Consider the following 20,117-nt stretch of genomic DNA (forward strand, 5'->3'; position numbering starts at 1 on the left):
TTCACTCCGCCTCCTTTTTGGCCAGCAGCATTTTCACAATGGGAAGCAACTTTTTTGCCATACGCAGTTCTGTGTTAATGGTCATAAGCGTATCCTGCGCATGGATGAACAGCAGCGAGTATTCCATGCTTTCACCGCTCACCTGGCTCTGGATTACCTCAGTCTGTGCGTTATGGGCCTGAACCACCAGGTCATTGGCCTCCTTAAGCAGCGTTTCCGCCTTTGTAAGATCGCCGAAAGCAAGGGCATCCAGCGCTTCGTCAATCTTAACGCGTCCGTCGCCGGACTTCATGACAACCTCGATGGCAATGCTGTTAATATCCTTCATTTTTTTACCTGTGTGGCGTTCCCGGACGGGAAACGCCACAATCCTTTCTTGTTATATAATGTTTGATCATAATCGTTATGCCTGAGCCGCGGCGAGTTTGGCCGCTTTGGCCGCCGCGCGCTCCTGCTCCTTGCGGACCTCAGCCTTGTCTGCCGCCTTAAAGAATGGATACCAGATCAGAGCGGCAATCACAAAGTTGATGCAGACCAGAATCACGTTGCGGAAATCTCCGCCGGACATAAAGAAGGCTGAAACCGCGTTGGGGGCAAAGTTCATATCAAAATTGACATAGTTGATGGTGCCCCAGCCCATGAAAAACCACAGATACGAAAATGCGGGTAAGATAATCGCAATCATGACCGTGGGAATCAGCATAAAGGGATTGCCGACAACCGCGCCGTACTGCAGCGGTTCATTGATATTAAAAATGGAGGGAACCAGCGTCGCTTTGCCCAGCACCCGGTATTTTTTGGATTTGGCGCGGAGCATAAAAAGCGCGAGGGGCATCGTGGCGCCCTGTCCGCCAATGTGGTGATAACGGCTAAAACCATAGGCATAGATATTCTTGGGAGCCATACCGGCCGCCATCATTGCCGCGTTTTCTGCAATAGCCGCCTGGGTGATGCTGCGGGTCACCGGAGTAAACACCCAGCCGGAAATACCGAAGAAATAAAAGACATTCTGCAATAACACAATCAGCACAACCCCGGGCCCGCTCTGCGCAAAGCTGGTAATGGGCTTCATGATCAGCTGGACCATTGTGAAAACGTCAATCTTCATCACATAGGTGAGCAGGTATCCCGCGGTCAGACTGATCAAAATCGCTATGATATTGTCAAACCAGTTTTTTACAAAATCAGGGATCACGCTGTCCTCTCCAAAGAAGGAGAATTTGAACATCGCCTTATAGACAACCGCCACCAACAGACCCACGAACATCGCGGTGAACATACCGCCTGCGCCAAATTTTGACATAGCCACCAGTGAGCCTTCATCGGTCGTCACAAAATTCATGCACATCATAAACGTGCCGATGCCTGTGAATCCGGCGATCATAGAGCGGTCCTTTTTGCCGATTTTATTCAGGCAGTTATAGGGAATGACAAAGGACACGAACAGGCCGATGAGGCCGAATGAGAAGGTGCTCAGCGGCGAGATATCCGGCAGAACCGGAACAAACCGCCGCAGGATTGACCACAGCGATGGAATCGCGCTGACCATGGAAAACGGGACGATGTAAAGGATCGCGTCCGCCACAATGCCAAACCAGAAATTCTGGGTAATCCTGTTCATAACCGGAACGAGGTGCTTCTCGATCCACTCCTGAATTTTTTTCATCTTAATCCCCCCGTTTAACTCTCATGATAAAAGTCGATGGCATCCTGAAGGATACTCTCACCGTCCAGCGCGCCGTATGAATCCGGATCGATGGAGGTGACCTTAACGTTGTGCTCCTTCAGCATTTCTCTGTACTCCGGCACCTCAGCCGAGAAGTGCGGCCCCAGCAGCAGGACATCGATTTTGTCGGCATAGTCCGATACCTGAGATTTGCTGACCGCATGGATCGAAACGTCCAGTTTCTGCGCCTTAGCGGCCTTCCTCATGTTGGCAGCCATAAAACCGGTAGAAGCTCCGATTCCGCATGCAAGTAAAATTCGAATCATAGTGTTAATTCCCCTTTCTCCTTTTTGCAGATTGCTTTGTTCTTTCTGTCTTTATCTTAGATCATTCAGACCTGAAAATAAAACAGACTTCTTACCGGCATTGCGGCAATACAGGAAGATTGCCGGGATACCGGCAAATCCGCTGTTCTCTCCAAAGCCTCACAACGCCCGGGCGGCCTGAGGCCATCCGGGCGTTGTGAATACTGTAGGCATCGTCTCGCGGGCAGGTCAGTTCATTCGTCCGCAAAATTCTTCAAATGTGTTCGTCTTGAGCAGCTCGATGGTTCGGCTGGTAGAGTTAAACAGTTCGATGATGAGGTCGAATGACGATTTGAAATACTTCATTTCCTCCTGCGTAATCCCAACTAAAAGAATAAAATGGATTGCTTTATGATTCCAGCGAATGGGCATATTGTTGTGGACGACGCAGATAAACGACTGTTCCGCAAATTGGCTGATTGCATGGGGTACCGCCAGGGTGTCGGTGAAAGCGGTGCTGGAAACCGACTCCCGCAATAACACATCCTGAATGAAAGCTTCTTTCACATAACCATGTTCCAGACAATGTCCGCCCATGAATTTTATATATGCTTCCGCGCTGTCCAGCGCCACGTTCCTGAAGTACAGTTCTTTATGGAACAGGCTCCGCAGAAACGTGCGCGCGTGCAGCAGCTCCCGCTCTGCTCCGATTTCATCCAATTTCTTTTGTATGCTGTCCTGGTTCTGCCTGGTCAAAATCGGATTGACCCGCACGGTATGCCTGCCGCCGGTCTCAACCGGCAGCGTGGAGATGATCAGGTCACTGCCCGGAGGGTACTGCAAAAAACGGCTGACCGGAAGCACATCCGTGACCAGAAGCTGTTCGTGGAATGCCGCGCTGATATCATTCACAAGCTTCCGCGAAAAAGAGTGATAGGATTCCACCACAATCGCACAGGTAATGCGCTCCTTATTCTGCTTATTATTTTCAAGAAATGCGCCAAAATGGAATGCGATAAAGGCAATCTCATCCTCATTAAAGGTGACCTGGTAAATTTTAGAAAATTTATGGGCGAAGAAAACGGCCATATCATAAACAGGCGCATAATCTTTTTTTAGCTGCGGACCGATGGGATTGGGATACCCGATCTGGTAGGTACAGCGCTGGTACGCATAGTACACATGCAGGGCAAACTGAAGAATAAAATCATTTTCAAATTCCGGCGTGCAGTAGCGTTCCGACACCAACGATAAAATGGAGGTTACATTACAAATAAACTCATGGCTGATGACGCTCTGGATATCCACCACTTCATGCTCAACCGACAGTGCGATCAAAATCAAAATCTGCTGGTAATCTTCTTTCGGAATCTGAATTCCATAGTTTTCCCTGTAATTGGAAGAAATCATATCCGCCAACGCGATGATTTCCTCCTTGTCATACAGCGCCTCCAACAGCTCGTCGGCCGTAATATAAGTTTCCCTCTCCCCCAGACAATTATCTGAGTTCAACCGAATCAGTATAATCAAAATGTGAATCAGCAAATTGTTCAGCGAGTAGTCGTTCAGATAAATTTTGGATTCCTGGCAGATATCGTAAAGCTCCTGCATAATCCCGTGAACATCCTGCTGGGGGAAAAGCTGCTCTAACGCCTCCTTTGTGTTAAAAAAGCCATAAGTATCCCCGGTTGCAATATGTCCGATCAACCGTCTCTTGTTCTGCTCGCTTCCTCTTAAATAAAACTGGTAGTTCTTCGATTCAATGGAAAGATCATACTCCCTGACCACATTCTTGATTTGCGGCATGATCGTATTGATCACCGTACTGGCGCTGATAAAAAGCCGTTCCGCTTCGTCAAAGGCATTGACCCCGTCCTTGCAGGTCAGCAAATCGGACAGTATATGCCAGACCCGCCCTTCATTCTCCGATTGGGCCGCTTCCCGGCTGCAAAGAACACTCTGCAGCCTGTACCCCTCCCGTGATGCCAGAATCGAGGCTTCCCCGCTGTCGTTCAAATCCCTGACATAATTGCGGATCGTCCTCTCGCTAACCCCTAACATTCTGGCAAGCGCAGCCGAGGGAATACTCTGTGTTGCATCCGAAAGAATCCGGAGCAGCTCATTTTGTTTATTCGTTTTCATTCACTACTCCTTATCATCTGCCGCCTCAGAGATTTTCTCTCAAAAACCGGCTGAGAGCGATCATCGCTTCTTCCTCCCGATCTCCCTCAGTTTCCAGGACAATTTCCTGACCGCATTTCACTCCAAGCCCTAACACTGAAAAAATCTTCTTGCCATCAGCCGCTTTTCCCTCTCTCACAATTCTTACGCTGCATGGAAAGGCCTCCGCTTCCCTTACAAAAAATCCCGCCGGACGCGCATGAAATCCCCTCTTATCCCGGATCGTATATTTGAATTCTCTCATGTCCCCCAAGTCCATTTCTTACAATCATATTTGCTTATATTATAGACGCAGCCCCCTGTTTATTCAAGCCAATTTTGGAGAGCCTCCTGATCGCTTCCCTGCTGACGCCATCTCAACCCAATTTCTGTATAAACACCTGAAAAAACCTCTTGCCGGGGTCTATCCCCTGACAAGAGGTTTTTTACTTATAAACTCATCCCAGCCGGTGAATAAACAACCCGCTCCTAAGCTTCGGCTCAAACCACGTAGATTTCGGCGGCATAAGCAGCCCCGCGTCCGCCACGTTCAAAAGCTCCTTAATGGATGTGGGGTACATGGAAAACGCCACGGTCATGTCCTCCTTCACCCTGCGCTCCAGCTCGCCAAGGCCACGGATTCCGCCGATAAAATCGATCCGCTTATCCGTCCTTGGATCGCCGATGCCAAGCACCGGTCCCAGCAGCCGGTCCTGAAGAATGGACACGTCCAGCCCCTTCACCGGATCGTAGCTGCGGCACTCCGCCCCGGCGGCCAGCTTATACCAGTTCCCGCCCAGGTACATTCCGAACAGACCCTTCTCATCCGGCGCATAGGGGCCGTCCATTTTCTCCACTGTAAAATGCTCCCCCACCGCGGCCAGAAATCCGGCCTCATCCATTCCGTTCAAATCCTTCACCACCCGGTTGTAGGGCAGAATCATCAGCTGCTCGTCCGGAAACAGCACGGACAGGAAATAGTTGAAGGGCTCCTCCCCGGTATACCCCGGGTTCTCCTCCCGGCGCTTCAGTCCCACCTTCACCGCAGACGCGGCCCGATGGTGCCCGTCCGCAATATAGGTGGCCGGAATCGCCGCAAAGGCCGCCTCGATGCGCCCGTTCTGCTGCGGGTCCTCCACCTTCCACACCGTATGCCCGATGCCGTCCTCCGATACAAAGTCGTAGAGCGGTTCCCCGGCTGTCACCTCGTCCACCACCCGGTTCACCGCTCGGTCGGCCCTATAAGCCAGGAAAATGGGACCGGTGTGCGCGTTTGTCGTGTCCACATGGCGGATCCGGTCGATCTCCTTGTCCTCACGGGTGTTCTCATGCTTCTTGATCACCCCGTCCACATAGTCGTCGATGGAGCAGCAGGCCACGATGCCCGTCTGAGCCCTGCCGTCCATGGTCAGGCGGTAGATATAGTAGCACTCCTGCCCATCCTCCACAAAGGTTCCGTCCGCGATGCGGCGGTCCAACAGCTCCCTGGCCTTGTCGTAGACCCGGCCGTCGTAGGTGTCCACATCGTCGGGAAACTGCGTCTCCGGCCGGTCGATATTCAAAAAGGAAAGGGGGTTGCCCGCCACCGCAGCGCACGCCTCCTTCCGGTTGTACACGTCGTAGGGAAGGGCGGCCACCTTGTCCGCCGCCTCCCGGTTGGGTCTGATACATAAAAATGGTTTCACTGCCGCCATCTGTTTTCCTCCTGTTATGACGCAGACAGCGCCTCCAACCGCCTGGTTCCGCAGTTGTCCGCATTGGTACCGCCCGGTATGAAAGCGCCGTCAAACGTTATCCTATCTCACCACGCGCACCCGCAGCACGCCCTTGATGGAGTTGAGCTTCTGCAGCGTGATAGGCTCCAGCACATTTTCCAGATCCAGCAGGGTGTAAGCGTACTTATCCCGGCTCTTGTTGGTCATGTCGGAGATGTTAACTCCCTGCTCCGCCAGAATTCCCGTGATCTGTCCGATCATGTTGGGGATGTTCATGTGCAGCACCGCCACGCGGCTGGCCGCCTGGCACACGCCCATGTCGCAGTTCGGGTAATTGACGGAGTTTTTGATATTGCCGTTCTCCAGGTAATCCACCAGCTCCTTCACCGCCATCTTGGCGCAGTTGTCCTCGGACTCCTCCGTGGAAGCGCCCAGGTGGGGGATCACGATGGTATTTTTCATGTGGGCGGACTTGGGATTGGGGAAGTCCGTCACGTAGCGGTGAACCTTGCCGCTCTCCAGAGCCTCTGCCATGGCGTCCTCGTCCACCAGAACGTCCCGGGCGAAGTTTAACACCACCACGCCCTCCTTCATCTCATCCAGCTTCTCCTTGTTGATCATGCCTCTGGTGGTCTCTAAAAGCGGCACATGGATGGTGATATAGTCGCACTCCTGGTAAATTTTGTCCACGCTGGTGATGTGCTTCACATCCCGGTTCAGCATCCAGGCGGCGTTCACCGATATGTAGGGGTCGTAGCCGTAGACTTCCATACCCAGGGCAGCGGCCGCGTTGGCCACCTCGGCTCCGATGGCGCCCAGGCCGATAACGCCCAGCTTCTTACCCTTGATCTCACAGCCCGCGAAGGCTTTCTTGCTCTTCTCAGTGGCCTTGGCAATGTTCTCGTCGTCCGCGTTGCTCCGGCACCACTCGATGCCCCCGATCAGATCCCGGGAGGCGATCAGCATGCCGGCCAGCACCATTTCCTTCACGCCGTTGGCATTTGCCCCGGGGGTGTTGAACACCACGATGCCCTCCTGGGCGCAGGCGTCCAGGGGAATGTTGTTGACTCCGGCTCCGGCTCTGGCCACGGCCAGCAGACTCTCCGGCAGCTCCATCTCATGCATGTTGGCGCTGCGCACCAGAACGCCCTCCGCCTCCCCAACGCTGTCGGTCATCACGTAGTCCTGGGGCAGGCGGTCTGTGCCGCACTTGGAAATATTGTTCAGGCAATGGATCTTTTTCATAATCTTCTCTCCTCTTTCAACACCGGAACCGCCCCGCAGGCCGCGGGGCGTAATTCCCATCATTTTCCAATTTAACGTTTATTTGCCATACCTGGTCTCAAAATCGTCCATGAATTCCACCAGTTTTTTCACGCCTTCCATGGGCATCGCGTTGTAGATGCTGGCGCGCATGCCGCCCACGGTCCGGTGGCCCTTTAAATTCTCCAGGCCCGCAGCCTTAGACTCCTTCACAAACAGGGCGTCCATCTCCTCGTCGCCGGTGACAAAGGGCACGTTCATCAGAGAGCGGTCCTGCTTCACCACCGTGCCCCTAAAGAGCTTGCTCTGATCCAGGAAATCGTAAAGAATCTTCGCCTTCTCCTCGTTGTACTGCTTCATAGCCTCCAGGCCGCCTTTGGCTTTCAGCCACTTGAACACCTTGCCGCAGATATAAATGCCGTAGGTGGGCGGGGTATTGTACAGGGAGCCCGCGTCCACATGGGTCTTGTAGCGCAGCATGGTGGGCGTTCCCGGAAGCACATCCTCGGTCACCAGGTCCTCCCTGACGATCACGATCACGGTCCCGGCCGGTCCCACGTTCTTCTGGGCTCCGGCGAAGATCAGGCCGTATTTGGACACGTCCACCGGCTCCGACAGGAAGCAGGAGGACTGGTCCGCCACCAGGAGCTTGCCCTTGGTGTTGGGTAATGTCTTGTACTTTGTGCCGTAAATGGTATTATTTTCACAGATGTACACGTAGTCCGCATCCTCCGAGATCGGCAGATCGGAGCAGTCCGGGATGTAGCTGAAGGTCTTATCCGCGCTGGAAGCCACCGCGTTGGCCGTGCCGTACAGCTTCCCCTCGGAACATGCCTTCTTGGCCCACTGTCCGGTCACAATGTAGTCCGCCACCTTGTTTTTCATCAGGTTCATGGGAACCATGGCAAACTGCTGGGACGCGCCGCCCTGTAAGAACAGCACCTTGTAATTGTCCGGAATATGTAAAAGCCCGCGCAGATCTGATTCAGCTTCGTCGATAATGGTCTGATAAGCCTTAGATCGATGGCTCATCTCCATCACTGACATCCCGGTCCCTCTGTAATCCAGCATCTCCGCCGATGCCTCCGCCAGGACTTCCTCCGGCAGCACGGCCGGACCTGCTGAAAAGTTGTAAACTCTGCTCATGTTCGCGCTCCTCCTTCAATGGTTTGTTTTGCCGCGGCTTCGCGCTCAGTGGCGCGCCGCAGCCTTGCTGTACATCTGTCTCTTATAAATATATACAGATGACTTCCCCGTATGCGGGCCGGTTTCAAGGACCGCAGGCAGGAAAGTCATCCGAATATGCCTCTGCATGGTCGCCCTTAACGCCGGGAGAACGCTTTAACATGATAATGTGTTAACGTCCCCGAAGTGTTACTGACTATCATACACTGTTTTTAATTGATTTTCAAGTCCGTATCGTCAAAAGCATCCGCAATGGGCGCTCCGGGCGATACCATGGGGAATACCTTGTCGTCGCAGCTGACCTGGCAGTCGATGAGAACCGGGATATTCAGGGAGATCGCCTCCTTCAGCACCGGGATGAAATCGTCCTTCTGCGTCACCCGGTAGGCTTTCGCCCCCATGGCCTCCGCCAGCTTCACAAAATCCACCGCGTCATTCAAAACGGTCTGGGAATAGCGCTTGCCGTAGAATAAGGTCTGCCACTGGCGCACCATACCCAGCACATGGTTGTTCACAATGACCTCCACCACCGGGATGTTGTAGCGCACCGCCGTGGCGATCTCGTTCATATTCATGCGGAAGCAGCCGTCGCCCGCGATGTTGATCACCGTGCGGTCCTTGCAGCCCATCTTCGCGCCGATGGCCGCGCCCAGGCCATAGCCCATGGTGCCCAGGCCGCCGGAGGTCAGAAGGGTTCTGGGCTTGCGGTAATTGTAGTACTGGGCCGCCCACATCTGGTGCTGGCCCACCTCGGTGACGATGATGGTGTCCTCGTCCGTCACCTCGTCGATGGCCTGAACAATGTAGGGGCCGGTCAGAAGCCGCTTGTCATAGCGCAGGGGATACATATCCTTCATGCGCTCGATGTGGGCGATCCACTCATCGTGGTTCACCGGGTCTAAGCGGGCGTTGAGCTTGCGCAGAATCACCTTCACGTCCCCGATGATGCTGGCGTCCACCCGGATATTCTTGTTGATCTCAGCCGGGTCCACATCCAACTGTAAAATTTTGGCATTTTTCGCGAACTTGGAGGCGTTGCCCGTCACCCGGTCCGAGAAGCGGGCGCCCACCACGATCAGCAGGTCCGCCTCGGTGATGCCGAAGTTGCTGGTCTTGGTGCCGTGCATGCCCACCATGCCGGTGTAGAGCTCGTCGGTGCCGTCAAACGCGCCCTTGCCCATCAGGCTGTCGGCCACCGGGGCCTGGATCTTGTGGGCGAAGGCCCGCAGCTCGTCGGAAGCGTTGGCGATCACAGCGCCGCCGCCCACGAAGATGAAGGGCTTCTGGGCCTTGCGGATCATCTCAACGGCCCGGTCCATGGCCTCCTCGGTGATGGTGTCGCTCTGGCGCACGATCTCTTCGGGCGCCTGGTACTCATAGTCGCAGGTCGCGCCGGTCACGTCCTTGGTGATATCCACAAGCACCGGGCCGGGACGGCCGGTCTGGGCGATGGTGAAGGCGCGGCGGATGACCTTGGCCAGCTTATTCACGTCCTTGACGATAAAGTTGTATTTGGTAATGGGCATGGTGACGCCCGTAATGTCGACCTCCTGAAAGCTGTCCTTGCCCAGCAGGTTGTTGGTCACGTTGCAGGTGATGGCTACCACCGGCACGGAATCCATATAAGCTGTGGCGATTCCGGTCACCAGGTTGGTGGCGCCGGGGCCGGAGGTGGCCAGGCACACGCCCACTTTTCCCGTAGCCCTGGCGTATCCGTCCGCAGCGTGGGACGCTCCCTGCTCGTGGGAGGTCAGGATATGGGTAATCTCATCCTGATGCTGATACAGCGCGTCGTAGATATTCAAAATGGCCCCGCCCGGATAACCGAACACGGTGTCCACTCCCTGCTCCCTCAGGCACTGTATTACAATCTCTGCTCCTGTCAATTTGCTCATATATCCCGCACTCCTTTTCCGAAGCGCGCCTGAAATGTGGAATCAGGCGCGCGCTCTTTCTATTGCATGTCAATTTGCGGCGTGTGACCCGCGGCCGGCCGGTCCGGCTGGCCCATGGCGCGGTCCGCGGCCCTGGCGGAATCACACTTTCCGCTGCCGCCCGCGGCCACGCCGGGATCGCACTTCCCGCTGCTGTCCGCGGCCCTGACGGAATCACACCGCCCCGCGCCGGCTCTATTTCACTTCCAGCACCGCACCGCGGTCCGCGCTGGTCACCAGGGAGGCGTACCTTGCCAGATATCCGCTGGTCACCTGGGGCGTGGGGGCGCTCCATTTGGCCTTTCTGGCCGCCAGCTCCTCGTCGGAGACCTTCACGTCCAGTCTGTGGTTGTCGATGTCGATGGAAATGATGTCGCCCTCTTCCACCAGTGCGATGGGGCCGCCCACCTGGGCTTCCGGGCACACATGGCCGATGGAAGCGCCTCTGGAAGCGCCGGAGAACCGGCCGTCGGTGATCAGGGCCACCGTGGAGCCCAGGCCCATTCCCGCGATGGCGGAGGTGGGATTGAGCATCTCGCGCATGCCGGGGCCGCCCTTGGGTCCCTCGTAGCGGATCACCACCACGTCGCCCGCCACGATCTTGCCGCCCTTGATGGCCGCGATGGCGTCCTCCTCGCAGTTGAACACCCTGGCCGGGCCCTCGTGCTGTAACATCTCAGGCGCAACGGCGGAGCGCTTCACCACCGCGCTGCCGGGCGCTAAGTTGCCCCGCAGGATGGCGATGCCGCCGGTCTGGCTGTAGGGGTTCTCCACGGGACGGATCACGTCCGGGTTCTTGTTGGCGCAGCCCTTGATGTTCTCGCCCACGGTTTTGCCGGTGACGGTCATGCAGTCCAGGTTCAGCAGGCCTTTCTTGCTGATCTCGTTCATCACGGCGTAGATGCCGCCCGCCTCGTTTAAGTCTTCTATATAGGTGGGGCCCGCCGGAGCCAGATGGCACAGGTTGGGGGTTCTGGCGCTGATCTCATTGGCGATATCCGGATTCAGCTCCACGCCCGCCTCGTGGGCGATAGCCGGAAGATGAAGCATGCTGTTGGTGGAGCAGCCCAGGGCCATATCCATGGTCAGGGCGTTGATAAACGCCTCTTTTGTCATAATGTCGCGGGGACGGATGTTCTGGCGGTACATCTCCATCACCTGCATGCCGGCGTGCTTCGCCAGCTTGATGCGCTCAGAGTAAACCGCCGGGATGGTGCCGTTGCCCCGAAGGCCCATGCCCAGCACCTCGGTCAGACAGTTCATGCTATTGGCCGTGTACATGCCGGAGCAGGAACCGCAGGTGGGACAAGCTTTCTCCTCGAACTCCCGCACGTCCTCCTCGCTCATGGTACCAGCCGCGTAGGAGCCCACTGCCTCAAACATGCTGGAAAGGCTGGTCTTGTGGCCCTTCACATGGCCCGCCAGCATGGGACCGCCGCTGACGAACACGGTGGGCACGTTGATCCTGGCCGCAGCCATCAGAAGGCCGGGCACGTTCTTGTCGCAGTTGGGCACCATCACCAGGGCGTCGAACTGGTGAGCCAGTGCCATACACTCGGTGGAATCCGCGATCAGGTCCCGGGTCACCAGGGAATACTTCATGCCCACGTGGCCCATGGCGATGCCGTCGCAGACCGCGATGGCCGGGAACACCACCGGGGTGCCGCCCGCCATGGCCACGCCCAGCTTCACCGCTTCCACGATCTTATCCAGGTTCATGTGTCCGGGTACAATTTCATTATAAGAACTCACAATGCCCACCATGGGCTTTTTCATCTCTTCCGCCGTCATGCCGAGGGCGTTGAACAGGGATCTGTGGGGCGCCTGCTGCATACCTGTTTTCACTGCATCACTTTTCATCTGTTTCTCCTCCTCTATCGTATCCGCTCTGCAACGAGATCACCCATGCGGGTGGTCCCTACCTTCTCGCAACCGTCGGACATAATGTCCCCGGTGCGGTAACCGTCTTTTAATACCTGCCGGACCGCCTGCTCCACCGCGTCCGCCTCTTTGTCCAAGTCAAAGGAATAGCGCAGCATCATGGCCGCGGACAAAATCGTCGCGATGGGGTTCGCCAGGTCAAGGCCCGCGATATCCGGGGCGGAGCCGTGGCTGGGCTCGTACAGGCCGAACTTACTCTCGTTTAAGCTGGCCGAGGACAGCATCCCGATGGAGCCGGTGATCATGCTGGCCTCGTCGGACAGAATGTCGCCGAACATGTTCTCGGTCAGGATCACGTCGAACTGGCCCGGATTCATCACCAGCTGCATGGCGCAGTTGTCCACCAGCATGTGGGTCAGCTCCACCTCCGGGTAGTCCTTCGCCACTTCCTCCACCACCTTTCTCCACAGGCGGGAGGAATCCAGCACATTGGCCTTGTCCACGCTGATCACCTTTTTCCGGCGCTTCATGGCGATCTCAAAGCCCTTGATTGCGATCCGGCGGATCTCATTTTCATTGTATGTAAGGATATCCGTGGCCTGCATCACGCCGTCCACTTCCTTGGTCCAGCGGTCGCCGAAGTAAATGCCGCCGGTGAGCTCCCGCATGATCACCATGTCGAAGCCGTCCCCGATGATCTCATCCTTTAAGGGGCAGGCGGAGGCCAGCTCGGCGTAGAGGTAGGCGGGACGGATGTTGGCGAAGAGTCCCAGGCCCTTTCTCATGGCCAGAAGTCCTGCCTCGGGGCGCAGATTCGGGGCCACATCGTACCACTTGGAGTTGCCCACATTGCCGCCCACCGCTCCAAGAAGCACCGCGTCGCTGTTTCGCGCCGTCTCCAGAGCCTCGTCGGTCAGGGGAACGCCGTGGGCGTCGATGGAGCAGCCGCCCATAAGCACCTCGGTATAATGGAAGCTATGGCCGTAGACCCTGCCCACCTGGTCCAGCACTTTTCTGGCCTCGCGCACGATCTCCGGGCCGATCCCATCTCCCGGTATGGCTGTCACATTATAATTCATTTTCATATCTCTCCCATTCTATCATTCATTTTAGTTATGTCTAAACAAACAAATATGATTTCTTTCCATCATAGCTCATTTAATGGGGGATTTCAACTGTTGCAGGGGAATTTTCCGATTATGGAATATACAAGTTTGGAATTATTATCATGAACAGAAGTTATAGCGAACCGGCCCGGACAGAGAGAAAACCGGCGGAGAAAGTCGCGCAAGCCCTGCCGGAAAGCGCCTTTCTCCGCCGGAACAACTGCCGCCAGCGCAGCGCAATCTCACTGCACCTCGCGCACCAGGCAGTATTGTTTGAGATCGAAATGTTTTTCCACCACGCCGAATACCTTGAATCCGAAATGTTCATACAGCGGGACATTTTTCGGATTGTGGGTTTCCAGGGAAATCATCAGGCGGCGGCTCTCGGCGTAAGCGATCACCTCGTTTAGCAGCAGGGCCGAGAGGCCGTGGTGCTGCATGCCCTGCCGCACGGCCAGATAGATGATGTGCAGGCGCTCTTCCTGGTGAAGCTGGGCCGTCCAGCGGGAGTTTAAATAGTCCTTGCCCCTCACAAAATTCCAGAAGGTTTTAAGACTGGGGTCCTCCCGGATCAGGTACTCGTCCGTCTTTAAGGCGGCCAGGGCCTCGGTCAGGTAGTAGCGGAACGGATCGTAGGGCTCCGACTCGTCGGACACCACGATGATGGAGTTTAACTCCGGACTGTCGGAGTAGATCTGGCACAGCTCGAAAAACTCCGACAGGTCGCATTTGAACAGCTCCGGCAGCAGGCGCTTTCTGGTCTCCTCATCCGGGATCAGCTTGCAGTACAGCGGGTCCCGGGCAAAGCACTGGGTCAGAAGCTCTTCCATTTTCGGCAGATCCTCTTTTTGCACGCGGTATAAAGTTCGGCTTTCCATCGCTTGTATTTCCTCCCGTCACATGGTCAGGCATTCCTGCATCCATGCGGTCAGTTTTTTGATTGATTCCGTCATATAGCGGATATCGTCCCGGTAGCACGCGGTCTGATTTTCCGTCACCCGCTTTAACTCCAGGTATTCCGGCGTGAGATCCACGTCCTTCTCCCGCCCCTCCTCCAGCTTTTCCTTCAGGCTGCGGACCAGCTGAAACAGGTTCTCATGGTGCACGATACGGCCCGCGCCCCATTTTAAGCGGTTGCCGGGCTGGTTTAACACGTACTGGGTGAAATAGTTGAACACCTGCTCGTCAAACAGGAAGGCATAGCGGTTGTTGTCGATGCCATAGATATCCTCCAGGGCCGCCCGCGCATTTCCCTCCCAGGCGTGCCGCAGAGCCTTGTAGAGCGCGCGCAGATTGTCCTGCACCGCCTCCTGTGGGAAAAGCACCTCGTCGTGCCAGTTCAGCCGCACAAAATAATCCTGCTCCTTGCGGAATATGTACAGCAGCCGTTCCTGCATTTCCCCGCAGCGCGCAAACAAACGGTCCGCCGCCTCCATATCCCCCTGATCCAGAAACGCTGCGTAATCCCGGTTCAGCTCCGTGATCCTGCGGTACAACGCCCTGGAGACCTCCTTGGCCTTCTTCAGGGCGCGCTTCATCTCCCAGGTGTCCACCTCCGCCTTGCGCCGGATTCCCACGTCGTCGCTGTCCGTCACCGCCCGGATCAGGCGCTCGAAGTTCATGGGCGGCAGCAGCAGGCGGTCGAAGGCCATCACCATGCGGCCGTAGAGCACGTGGTGAAAGCGGTAAACCGGCTCCTGGTACACATTGTCGTTGTCAAACTGGGAGTGGTAGTGGGTTTCCATAAACTCCCCGCCGGAGAATTCGTTGACCATGGACGGGATTCCGGCCACGGCCATGGAGAAATCGTCGGACCAGGTCTGGATGGGGCAGAGCACCTCCACCCCGTCGGGGTAGGCCGCCTCGTCCACCTCAACGCCTTCCAGAAAACGGCTCAGGAAATCCTCGTACTCGTAGGTACAGCGCACCGCGTCCATCTGTCCATGGGCATGGGCCGGAAGCTCGAAATTTAAGTTGGCGAAGGTCTTTCCCCTCCACTCGGGATGGGCGGTGAACACCTCCTCGTAAGCGCCTGTGGACCAGTCGTACTTGGAGTTTGCCACCCCCCACTCCTCCGCGGCCATGGCGCAGAAAACCAGATTGAACTTTGGCCTGTAGCCGCTCTTTAACAGTGCCCTGGCGATCCCAAACATCATAGCCACCGCCGCGTTGTCGTCCTGAAATCCGCTGAAATAGGAGTCGTAATGGGCGGTGATCAGAATCATCCGGTCCGTGCCCCGCCCCGGTATGGTCCCCACGATGTTGTAGGTCTCCCGGTCCGGCGCCACGGTGGTCCTGGCCTCGAACTCCACCGCAACCGCGCCCATGTTGCCCGGCTCCATCCCGCTCTCGTCCGGGCAGCTTCCGGCCTCCATCATGGCCTTTTTCAGCACCCAGGCGTCCGCCTGGGAAATGGAGAACGCCGGCGCGTCCGCCGGTCCCGCGATGTCCTGGGCGTTTAAGGCCGTGTTGTGGACCTCCCCGTAGCCCTGCTCCTGAACCGCCACCAGGGCGGCCGCCCCCCTCAGATGGGCCTGGTAAACCGGGAAATTGATCCACCACTCGTCCCGCTGGTTGATGTCCACCAGCACCAGCTTTCCCTTCACATCCACTCGGTCATAGCAGTCCGCCGTGCCCTTGCCCAGGTAGACAATCTCAAACTCCCTGGTTCCCTCCGTGTCGAAATTGGTCTGATAGGCTCCCAGCTGAAAGCAGTGCCTTACCCCCTCCGAATCCGTAAAACGCATCTCGGCCTTCTCAAACTCCCAGGCGTCCACCGTCACCTTATCCTTGTGCACGTCCTTAAGGCCGATGGCCTCCATCTCCCGGCAAAGCATCTCGCCCGTCTCAAATTCCGCTTTGGAGCCCGCCGTGCGGTAGCCCAGCGCTGGGTTTGTCTTAAACTGCTCCATCCGTTTCGCCAGCTGGTAGGAATATCCGATCTCCAGGGCATCTGTAAATTGTTGTTCCCAATCGTCCACTTCTCTTGTCTCCACCTTTAAAAAGCTGCCGCTGGACAAACAAGTCCGCGACAGCCGTATTATGTTCATTCTCTCATGGCCCTGACGGCCGCCCGCAGGGCCGGTCCCCGCGGCTCAAACCACGCTTACAGCCCAGACCTCCCGGACTTTACGGGCCCGGCACCGGATCCTGGCTGATCACCGCCCCGTCCTCGCCCAGGCGGTAGTTGTCCTCGGTGATGCAGTCCTTCAGCATCTCGCCGCTCTCATTGCAGAAATAGCGCTTGCCCTCCCAGTCGATCCAGCCGGTCACCATATAACCCTCTGCGTCGAAGAAATACCACTTGCCGCCGATCTCCTGCCAGTTTGAGCTGGGATAGGTTCCGTCCCCGTTGTCGTACCACCATCTTCCGTCCTCCGTCTGCTTCCAGGAGCTGTAGGGGTACACGCCCTCCGGGTTCTCCACGGGATTGTCCTTGAAGTAGGACGCCATGTTGGCATCCACGTACATGGTGTTGGACTCGGCCCACTCCCCTTCGATGGAGGAATCGACCTTGTTGTAGGCTTTCACCTTCACATAGTAATTGGCGCTCTTGGTCAGCTTCTCCGAACAGTTGTAGCTGTTGTAGGTGGTGGTGATGGCGCTCCCCACCGACTTTCCGTCCCGGTACACACGAAACTCATAACTTCCGGCCGTGCTCACCGGATCCCAGGTCACCACCCCGTCGGGGTTCAGGCGCACATTCTCAATAGGCCTTAAGGACTTGGTCAAAGAGTCCAGCTCGATGGTCAGCACCAGCTGCTGCCCCGCCTCCTTGCGGGCAGCGCCTTTACAGACAGCGCCGACGCCCTTTAAACGTATCTTGTCCTTTCGGATCGAGGTGGAAAAACGGTAATCGTCGTTGGCCTCCAGCGTCACCTCCAGCTTGGGAACCGTATCCTCCTCCCACGCCTGGCCGTCGTTCTTGACCTCGTAATCCCCCACGTAAAACTTGTCTCCGCTGGCGTCAAAATCAATGGATTCCTCGCCGAAATCCGTCCCAGGCTCGATATCCGCCTCGATCTGCAGGGTGACGGACGTGATCTTCTTGGTGGTGCTGGCCGCCCATGACGGAAACGCGGTTAAAAGCGCCAGGGCTACCGCCGCCGCTGCCGCCGTCAGATGTTTCATACTGTGCTTTTTCAAAGTGTATCCTCCTCACTCGATACGCGCTCATCCAGATTAACTCCTACCCCCTACTTTACTCATTTTGTCCCTGAGTGTCAATAACGTTTTCCTTACAATCCCACCCTCTGTAAAAATGACCGTAAGTCCCCCCGCGGTTCCGCACAGAATCCCCGCAATCGTCCGTTCCCGCAGCAGCGTCATCCACAAAACGCGGCCGTTTTCCCCCGCAAAGCGCAGCGCCGGAGTGATCTCCCTCCACCGCTGGCCCCAGAAGCTGAAATCCGACCATCTGGAGGGGATGAGGTCCGGCGGAAACCGGGTTCCCTCCGCCCCCAGCATCCGGATGCAGGCCGCCGCTGCCAACGCTGCCGCCGACACTGCCATAAACCGGCGCAGGAGGCGTTTTTCCCGGCCAAAATACGCAGACAGGCTCCGTCCCAGGGCCGCCCACACCGGCAGAAAAGCAAAAAAGCCCGCAGCCGCCAGGCAGATTTCCCCGTCCACCCGGTAGCGCGCGCTTCCGGCATCGTAGCGGTACAGGAGCTGGTCCGCCCCGGATTTGGCCCCGCGGTCCGCCCCATAATCCAACAGCACATAGGGAAACCGGTCCGAGGAACCGGAGGCGGGCACGATCACCATACGCCGGTCGTCCTGGGTGACCCCGCGCACCAGATAGTCCGTGCCCTGGCAGCGCACCTCCAATCCCACCACCGCAGAGGAGCCGAACAGCTCCATCGCCAGGCCGCGGCTGATCACGCAGGCCCTGGGGTCGGATGGGTAGCCGTAATTGCCCGCCGCCAGGCCGCGCCTCACCGCCAGCTCCCGGTCGCCCCAGACCACCATGCGGTCGGCCTTCTTCACCCGGCCCAGGCTCCGGTTCTCCACCTCCACGTTCTCCTCCACCGTCCATGCCGCCATGTCCGGCAGGGGATTTCCCTCCGACCGCTCTGCCTCCGCCAACCGGTCAAGCACTTCGCAACCGGGCGCATCCGTTTCCCCGTACTCGTAAAATATCTGGTTTCCGAAGTCCTTAAGTTCCCGCCACAAAAGTATCGCGGTGATACAAAAACCCGCCGCCAATAGGATCGTCATCCACCGTTTCATTCCGTCACCTCCCGTACCCGGTCGCCCGGGGACACCGATTTGTTGGAAGAGAGAACCAGAGGGGTGACGCTGGTGACCGGGCCCGAAACAGCCGCCGACGTGCTGCTCTTTTCCAGCACCTCCACGTTGACCCGCACAGCCGTCAGCTCCTCGCCCAGAATGGTCTTTTCCGGCTGCACGGCCAGGCAGAAATAACCGATTGTATCCTCCCTCAGCGCTTCAATGGGGATCACCATCGGGTAGACGCCGGATTGCAGCACCACCGTGAAGCTGCAGGTTTCCCCCAGCCATCCCTCGCCCTCCGCAAGGGAAGCGCTCACCGTGCATTTCCCGTCTTCGGACAGGCGGTCCACCGACTCCACCACCGCGTTTAACTCTTTGGCCTCCCCGGTCCGTTTTAAGGACATCCGCTGTCCCTGCGCCAGAAGGGCCGCCTCCTCCTTGTCCACCTGCGCCCGAAACAGCATCCGCCCCTCGGCCAGCCGGATCTGATCCGCAGCTCCGATCAGTCCGCCCTCCTGCAGGTCAAGGCCCGCCACCACCGCCCGGGAAACCGCCGTCACCGCGCCCTCCCGGCTGATGAGCTCCTCCACCTTTGCCAGGCTGCGCCGTTTTTGTTCCAGATCCAGCTCCATGGATTCCTGCCGCAGACGGGAAATCTCCCGGGTCTTTTCCTCCTCCGAGCGGGTCCCCGCGTCTGTGATTCTGGCATTTTCCAGGTTCTGGCCGGACTGGCGCAGCGCCTCCTCCAGCTCCAGCACCTTCCGCTGAGCAAGGGAGAGTTTTTCATCCTCCGCCTTCACGCCGTCCTCGTACGCCTTTTTGCAGTCCTCCTGGACCTTGAGGGTATCGTAGCTGCGGTCGTCGTAATCCTCCTCGGCAGACCGCAGGGAAGCTTTGGCTTCCTCCACCAGAATGTCCTGTTCCTCCTTCACCAGCTCCAGATCCTCCTCAGCCGCGGCCAACGCCTCCTCAGCGTCCGCCACCGCCTCCTCCGAAGGGTCCTCCTGGGCGTTCAGCCGGTCCAGCTTTTTCTGCTTTTCCCGGACCTCCCGCTCCGCACGCTTCACCGCAGAATCCCGGTCCAATTTGGCGGCATCGTAGACGCGCCTGGCGCTCTTTAACGCATTCCGTGCATCCTGGCGGATTTCATCCTCCGAGCGGTCTGCCAGGCGGTCGTACTCCAGCCGGAGGGCATCCACATTCTGATCGTATTCTTCCTGGGCGTCCGCCAGGTCCTGCCTGCCAAGCTCCAGCGCCCGTTGGTCCACCTCCATCTGCTGGAGGGCCAGCATCTCCTGGGTCACCCTGGGAATCTCCCGGCCGGACAGGCGTTCCTGTTCCAGGGCCAGCTCCGCCTGCCGAAGCGCGACAGCCAGCTCCTCCCGCTTCTCCTGCAGCGGTTCCATCTGCAATGTGAGGATCGTATCCCCCGCCTGCACCACGTCCCCGGGACGGGCCAGAATCGTGTCCACCCGCATCCCCTCCGGCAGCGGGCGGTAGGACAGCCGGTCCGCCTCAAAGGTCCCCTCCCCCGTGATCCGGTAGGACACGGACCCCTGCTTCCCGTACCCGGTCTGAACCCTGGCAATGGTCACGGAGTCCAGGGCCCTGGATAAAAATGTAAATATTACCATCACAATCAGAAATCCCACTGTAAACCGTTTCAT

General features: G+C 57.4%; 16 protein-coding genes. All 16 read right to left on the reverse strand.

The genetic code is table 11. The annotated features are described in order from the left end of the window. Nucleotide 1 precedes the first annotated feature (1 nt). Nucleotides 2-328 (reverse strand): PTS lactose/cellobiose transporter subunit IIA, encoded by a 327-nt coding sequence (locus tag ACK2JC_RS08015; protein WP_368271010.1) that lies wholly within the window; start codon nucleotides 326-328, stop codon nucleotides 2-4. A 75-nt stretch (nucleotides 329-403) separates the two neighbouring features. Next, nucleotides 404-1,666 carry a PTS sugar transporter subunit IIC gene (locus tag ACK2JC_RS08020; RefSeq protein ID WP_227170280.1) on the reverse strand — a complete coding sequence of 421 codons (1,263 nt, stop codon included), beginning with the start codon at nucleotides 1,664-1,666 and terminating at the stop codon, nucleotides 404-406. A 14-nt stretch (nucleotides 1,667-1,680) separates the two neighbouring features. Continuing rightward, nucleotides 1,681-1,992 (reverse strand): PTS sugar transporter subunit IIB, encoded by a 312-nt coding sequence (locus tag ACK2JC_RS08025; RefSeq protein WP_092366741.1) that lies wholly within the window; start codon nucleotides 1,990-1,992, stop codon nucleotides 1,681-1,683. A 228-nt stretch (nucleotides 1,993-2,220) separates the two neighbouring features. Further along, nucleotides 2,221-4,113: a BglG family transcription antiterminator gene (locus ACK2JC_RS08030; RefSeq protein WP_227170279.1), complete on the reverse strand. Its 1,893-nt coding sequence runs from the start codon at nucleotides 4,111-4,113 to the stop codon at nucleotides 2,221-2,223. 25 nt (nucleotides 4,114-4,138) lie between these two features. Further along, the gene (locus ACK2JC_RS08035; protein ID WP_368282709.1) at nucleotides 4,139-4,396 is read right to left on the reverse strand and encodes an HPr family phosphocarrier protein; all 258 of its coding nucleotides are present in this window, start codon (nucleotides 4,394-4,396) and stop codon (nucleotides 4,139-4,141) included. 193 nt (nucleotides 4,397-4,589) lie between these two features. Further along, on the reverse strand, nucleotides 4,590-5,825 hold the full coding sequence (locus tag ACK2JC_RS08040; protein WP_368271013.1) for a DUF1015 domain-containing protein: 1,236 nt from the start codon (nucleotides 5,823-5,825) through the stop codon (nucleotides 4,590-4,592). A gap of 102 nt (nucleotides 5,826-5,927) precedes the next feature. Next, nucleotides 5,928-7,091, reverse strand: a complete 1,164-nt coding sequence (locus ACK2JC_RS08045; RefSeq protein ID WP_107434677.1) for a phosphoglycerate dehydrogenase — start codon at nucleotides 7,089-7,091, stop codon at nucleotides 5,928-5,930. Nucleotides 7,092-7,169: 78 nt separating this feature from the next. Next, nucleotides 7,170-8,255, reverse strand: a complete 1,086-nt coding sequence (serC, locus tag ACK2JC_RS08050; protein ID WP_320937581.1) for a 3-phosphoserine/phosphohydroxythreonine transaminase — start codon at nucleotides 8,253-8,255, stop codon at nucleotides 7,170-7,172. A 251-nt stretch (nucleotides 8,256-8,506) separates the two neighbouring features. After that, complete coding sequence (ilvB, locus tag ACK2JC_RS08055; protein ID WP_092366726.1) at nucleotides 8,507-10,189, reverse strand: biosynthetic-type acetolactate synthase large subunit; 1,683 nt, start codon at nucleotides 10,187-10,189, stop codon at nucleotides 8,507-8,509. Between the two features lie 234 nt (nucleotides 10,190-10,423). Continuing rightward, nucleotides 10,424-12,088, reverse strand: coding sequence for a dihydroxy-acid dehydratase (ilvD, locus tag ACK2JC_RS08060; protein ID WP_276949630.1), 1,665 nt, complete (start codon nucleotides 12,086-12,088; stop codon nucleotides 10,424-10,426). A gap of 14 nt (nucleotides 12,089-12,102) precedes the next feature. After that, the gene (gene leuB, locus ACK2JC_RS08065) at nucleotides 12,103-13,188 is read right to left on the reverse strand and encodes a 3-isopropylmalate dehydrogenase (protein ID WP_092366720.1); all 1,086 of its coding nucleotides are present in this window, start codon (nucleotides 13,186-13,188) and stop codon (nucleotides 12,103-12,105) included. 269 nt (nucleotides 13,189-13,457) lie between these two features. Next, nucleotides 13,458-14,093 (reverse strand): GNAT family N-acetyltransferase, encoded by a 636-nt coding sequence (locus ACK2JC_RS08070; RefSeq protein WP_007710601.1) that lies wholly within the window; start codon nucleotides 14,091-14,093, stop codon nucleotides 13,458-13,460. Nucleotides 14,094-14,111: 18 nt separating this feature from the next. Further along, nucleotides 14,112-16,265 (reverse strand): M28 family peptidase, encoded by a 2,154-nt coding sequence (locus ACK2JC_RS08075; protein WP_331681264.1) that lies wholly within the window; start codon nucleotides 16,263-16,265, stop codon nucleotides 14,112-14,114. Between the two features lie 79 nt (nucleotides 16,266-16,344). After that, nucleotides 16,345-17,361: a hypothetical protein gene (locus ACK2JC_RS08080; RefSeq protein ID WP_320937582.1), complete on the reverse strand. Its 1,017-nt coding sequence runs from the start codon at nucleotides 17,359-17,361 to the stop codon at nucleotides 16,345-16,347. A gap of 36 nt (nucleotides 17,362-17,397) precedes the next feature. After that, nucleotides 17,398-18,447 carry an ABC transporter permease gene (locus ACK2JC_RS08085; RefSeq protein ID WP_320937583.1) on the reverse strand — a complete coding sequence of 350 codons (1,050 nt, stop codon included), beginning with the start codon at nucleotides 18,445-18,447 and terminating at the stop codon, nucleotides 17,398-17,400. Continuing rightward, on the reverse strand, nucleotides 18,444-20,117 hold the full coding sequence (locus ACK2JC_RS08090; protein ID WP_368272538.1) for an HlyD family secretion protein: 1,674 nt from the start codon (nucleotides 20,115-20,117) through the stop codon (nucleotides 18,444-18,446). Before ACK2JC_RS08090 ends, ACK2JC_RS08085 begins: the two co-directional genes overlap by 4 nt.

It is taken from the genome of Enterocloster lavalensis (assembly GCF_046603895.1).
In the GTDB taxonomy this organism is placed as follows: domain Bacteria; phylum Bacillota; class Clostridia; order Lachnospirales; family Lachnospiraceae; genus Enterocloster; species Enterocloster lavalensis.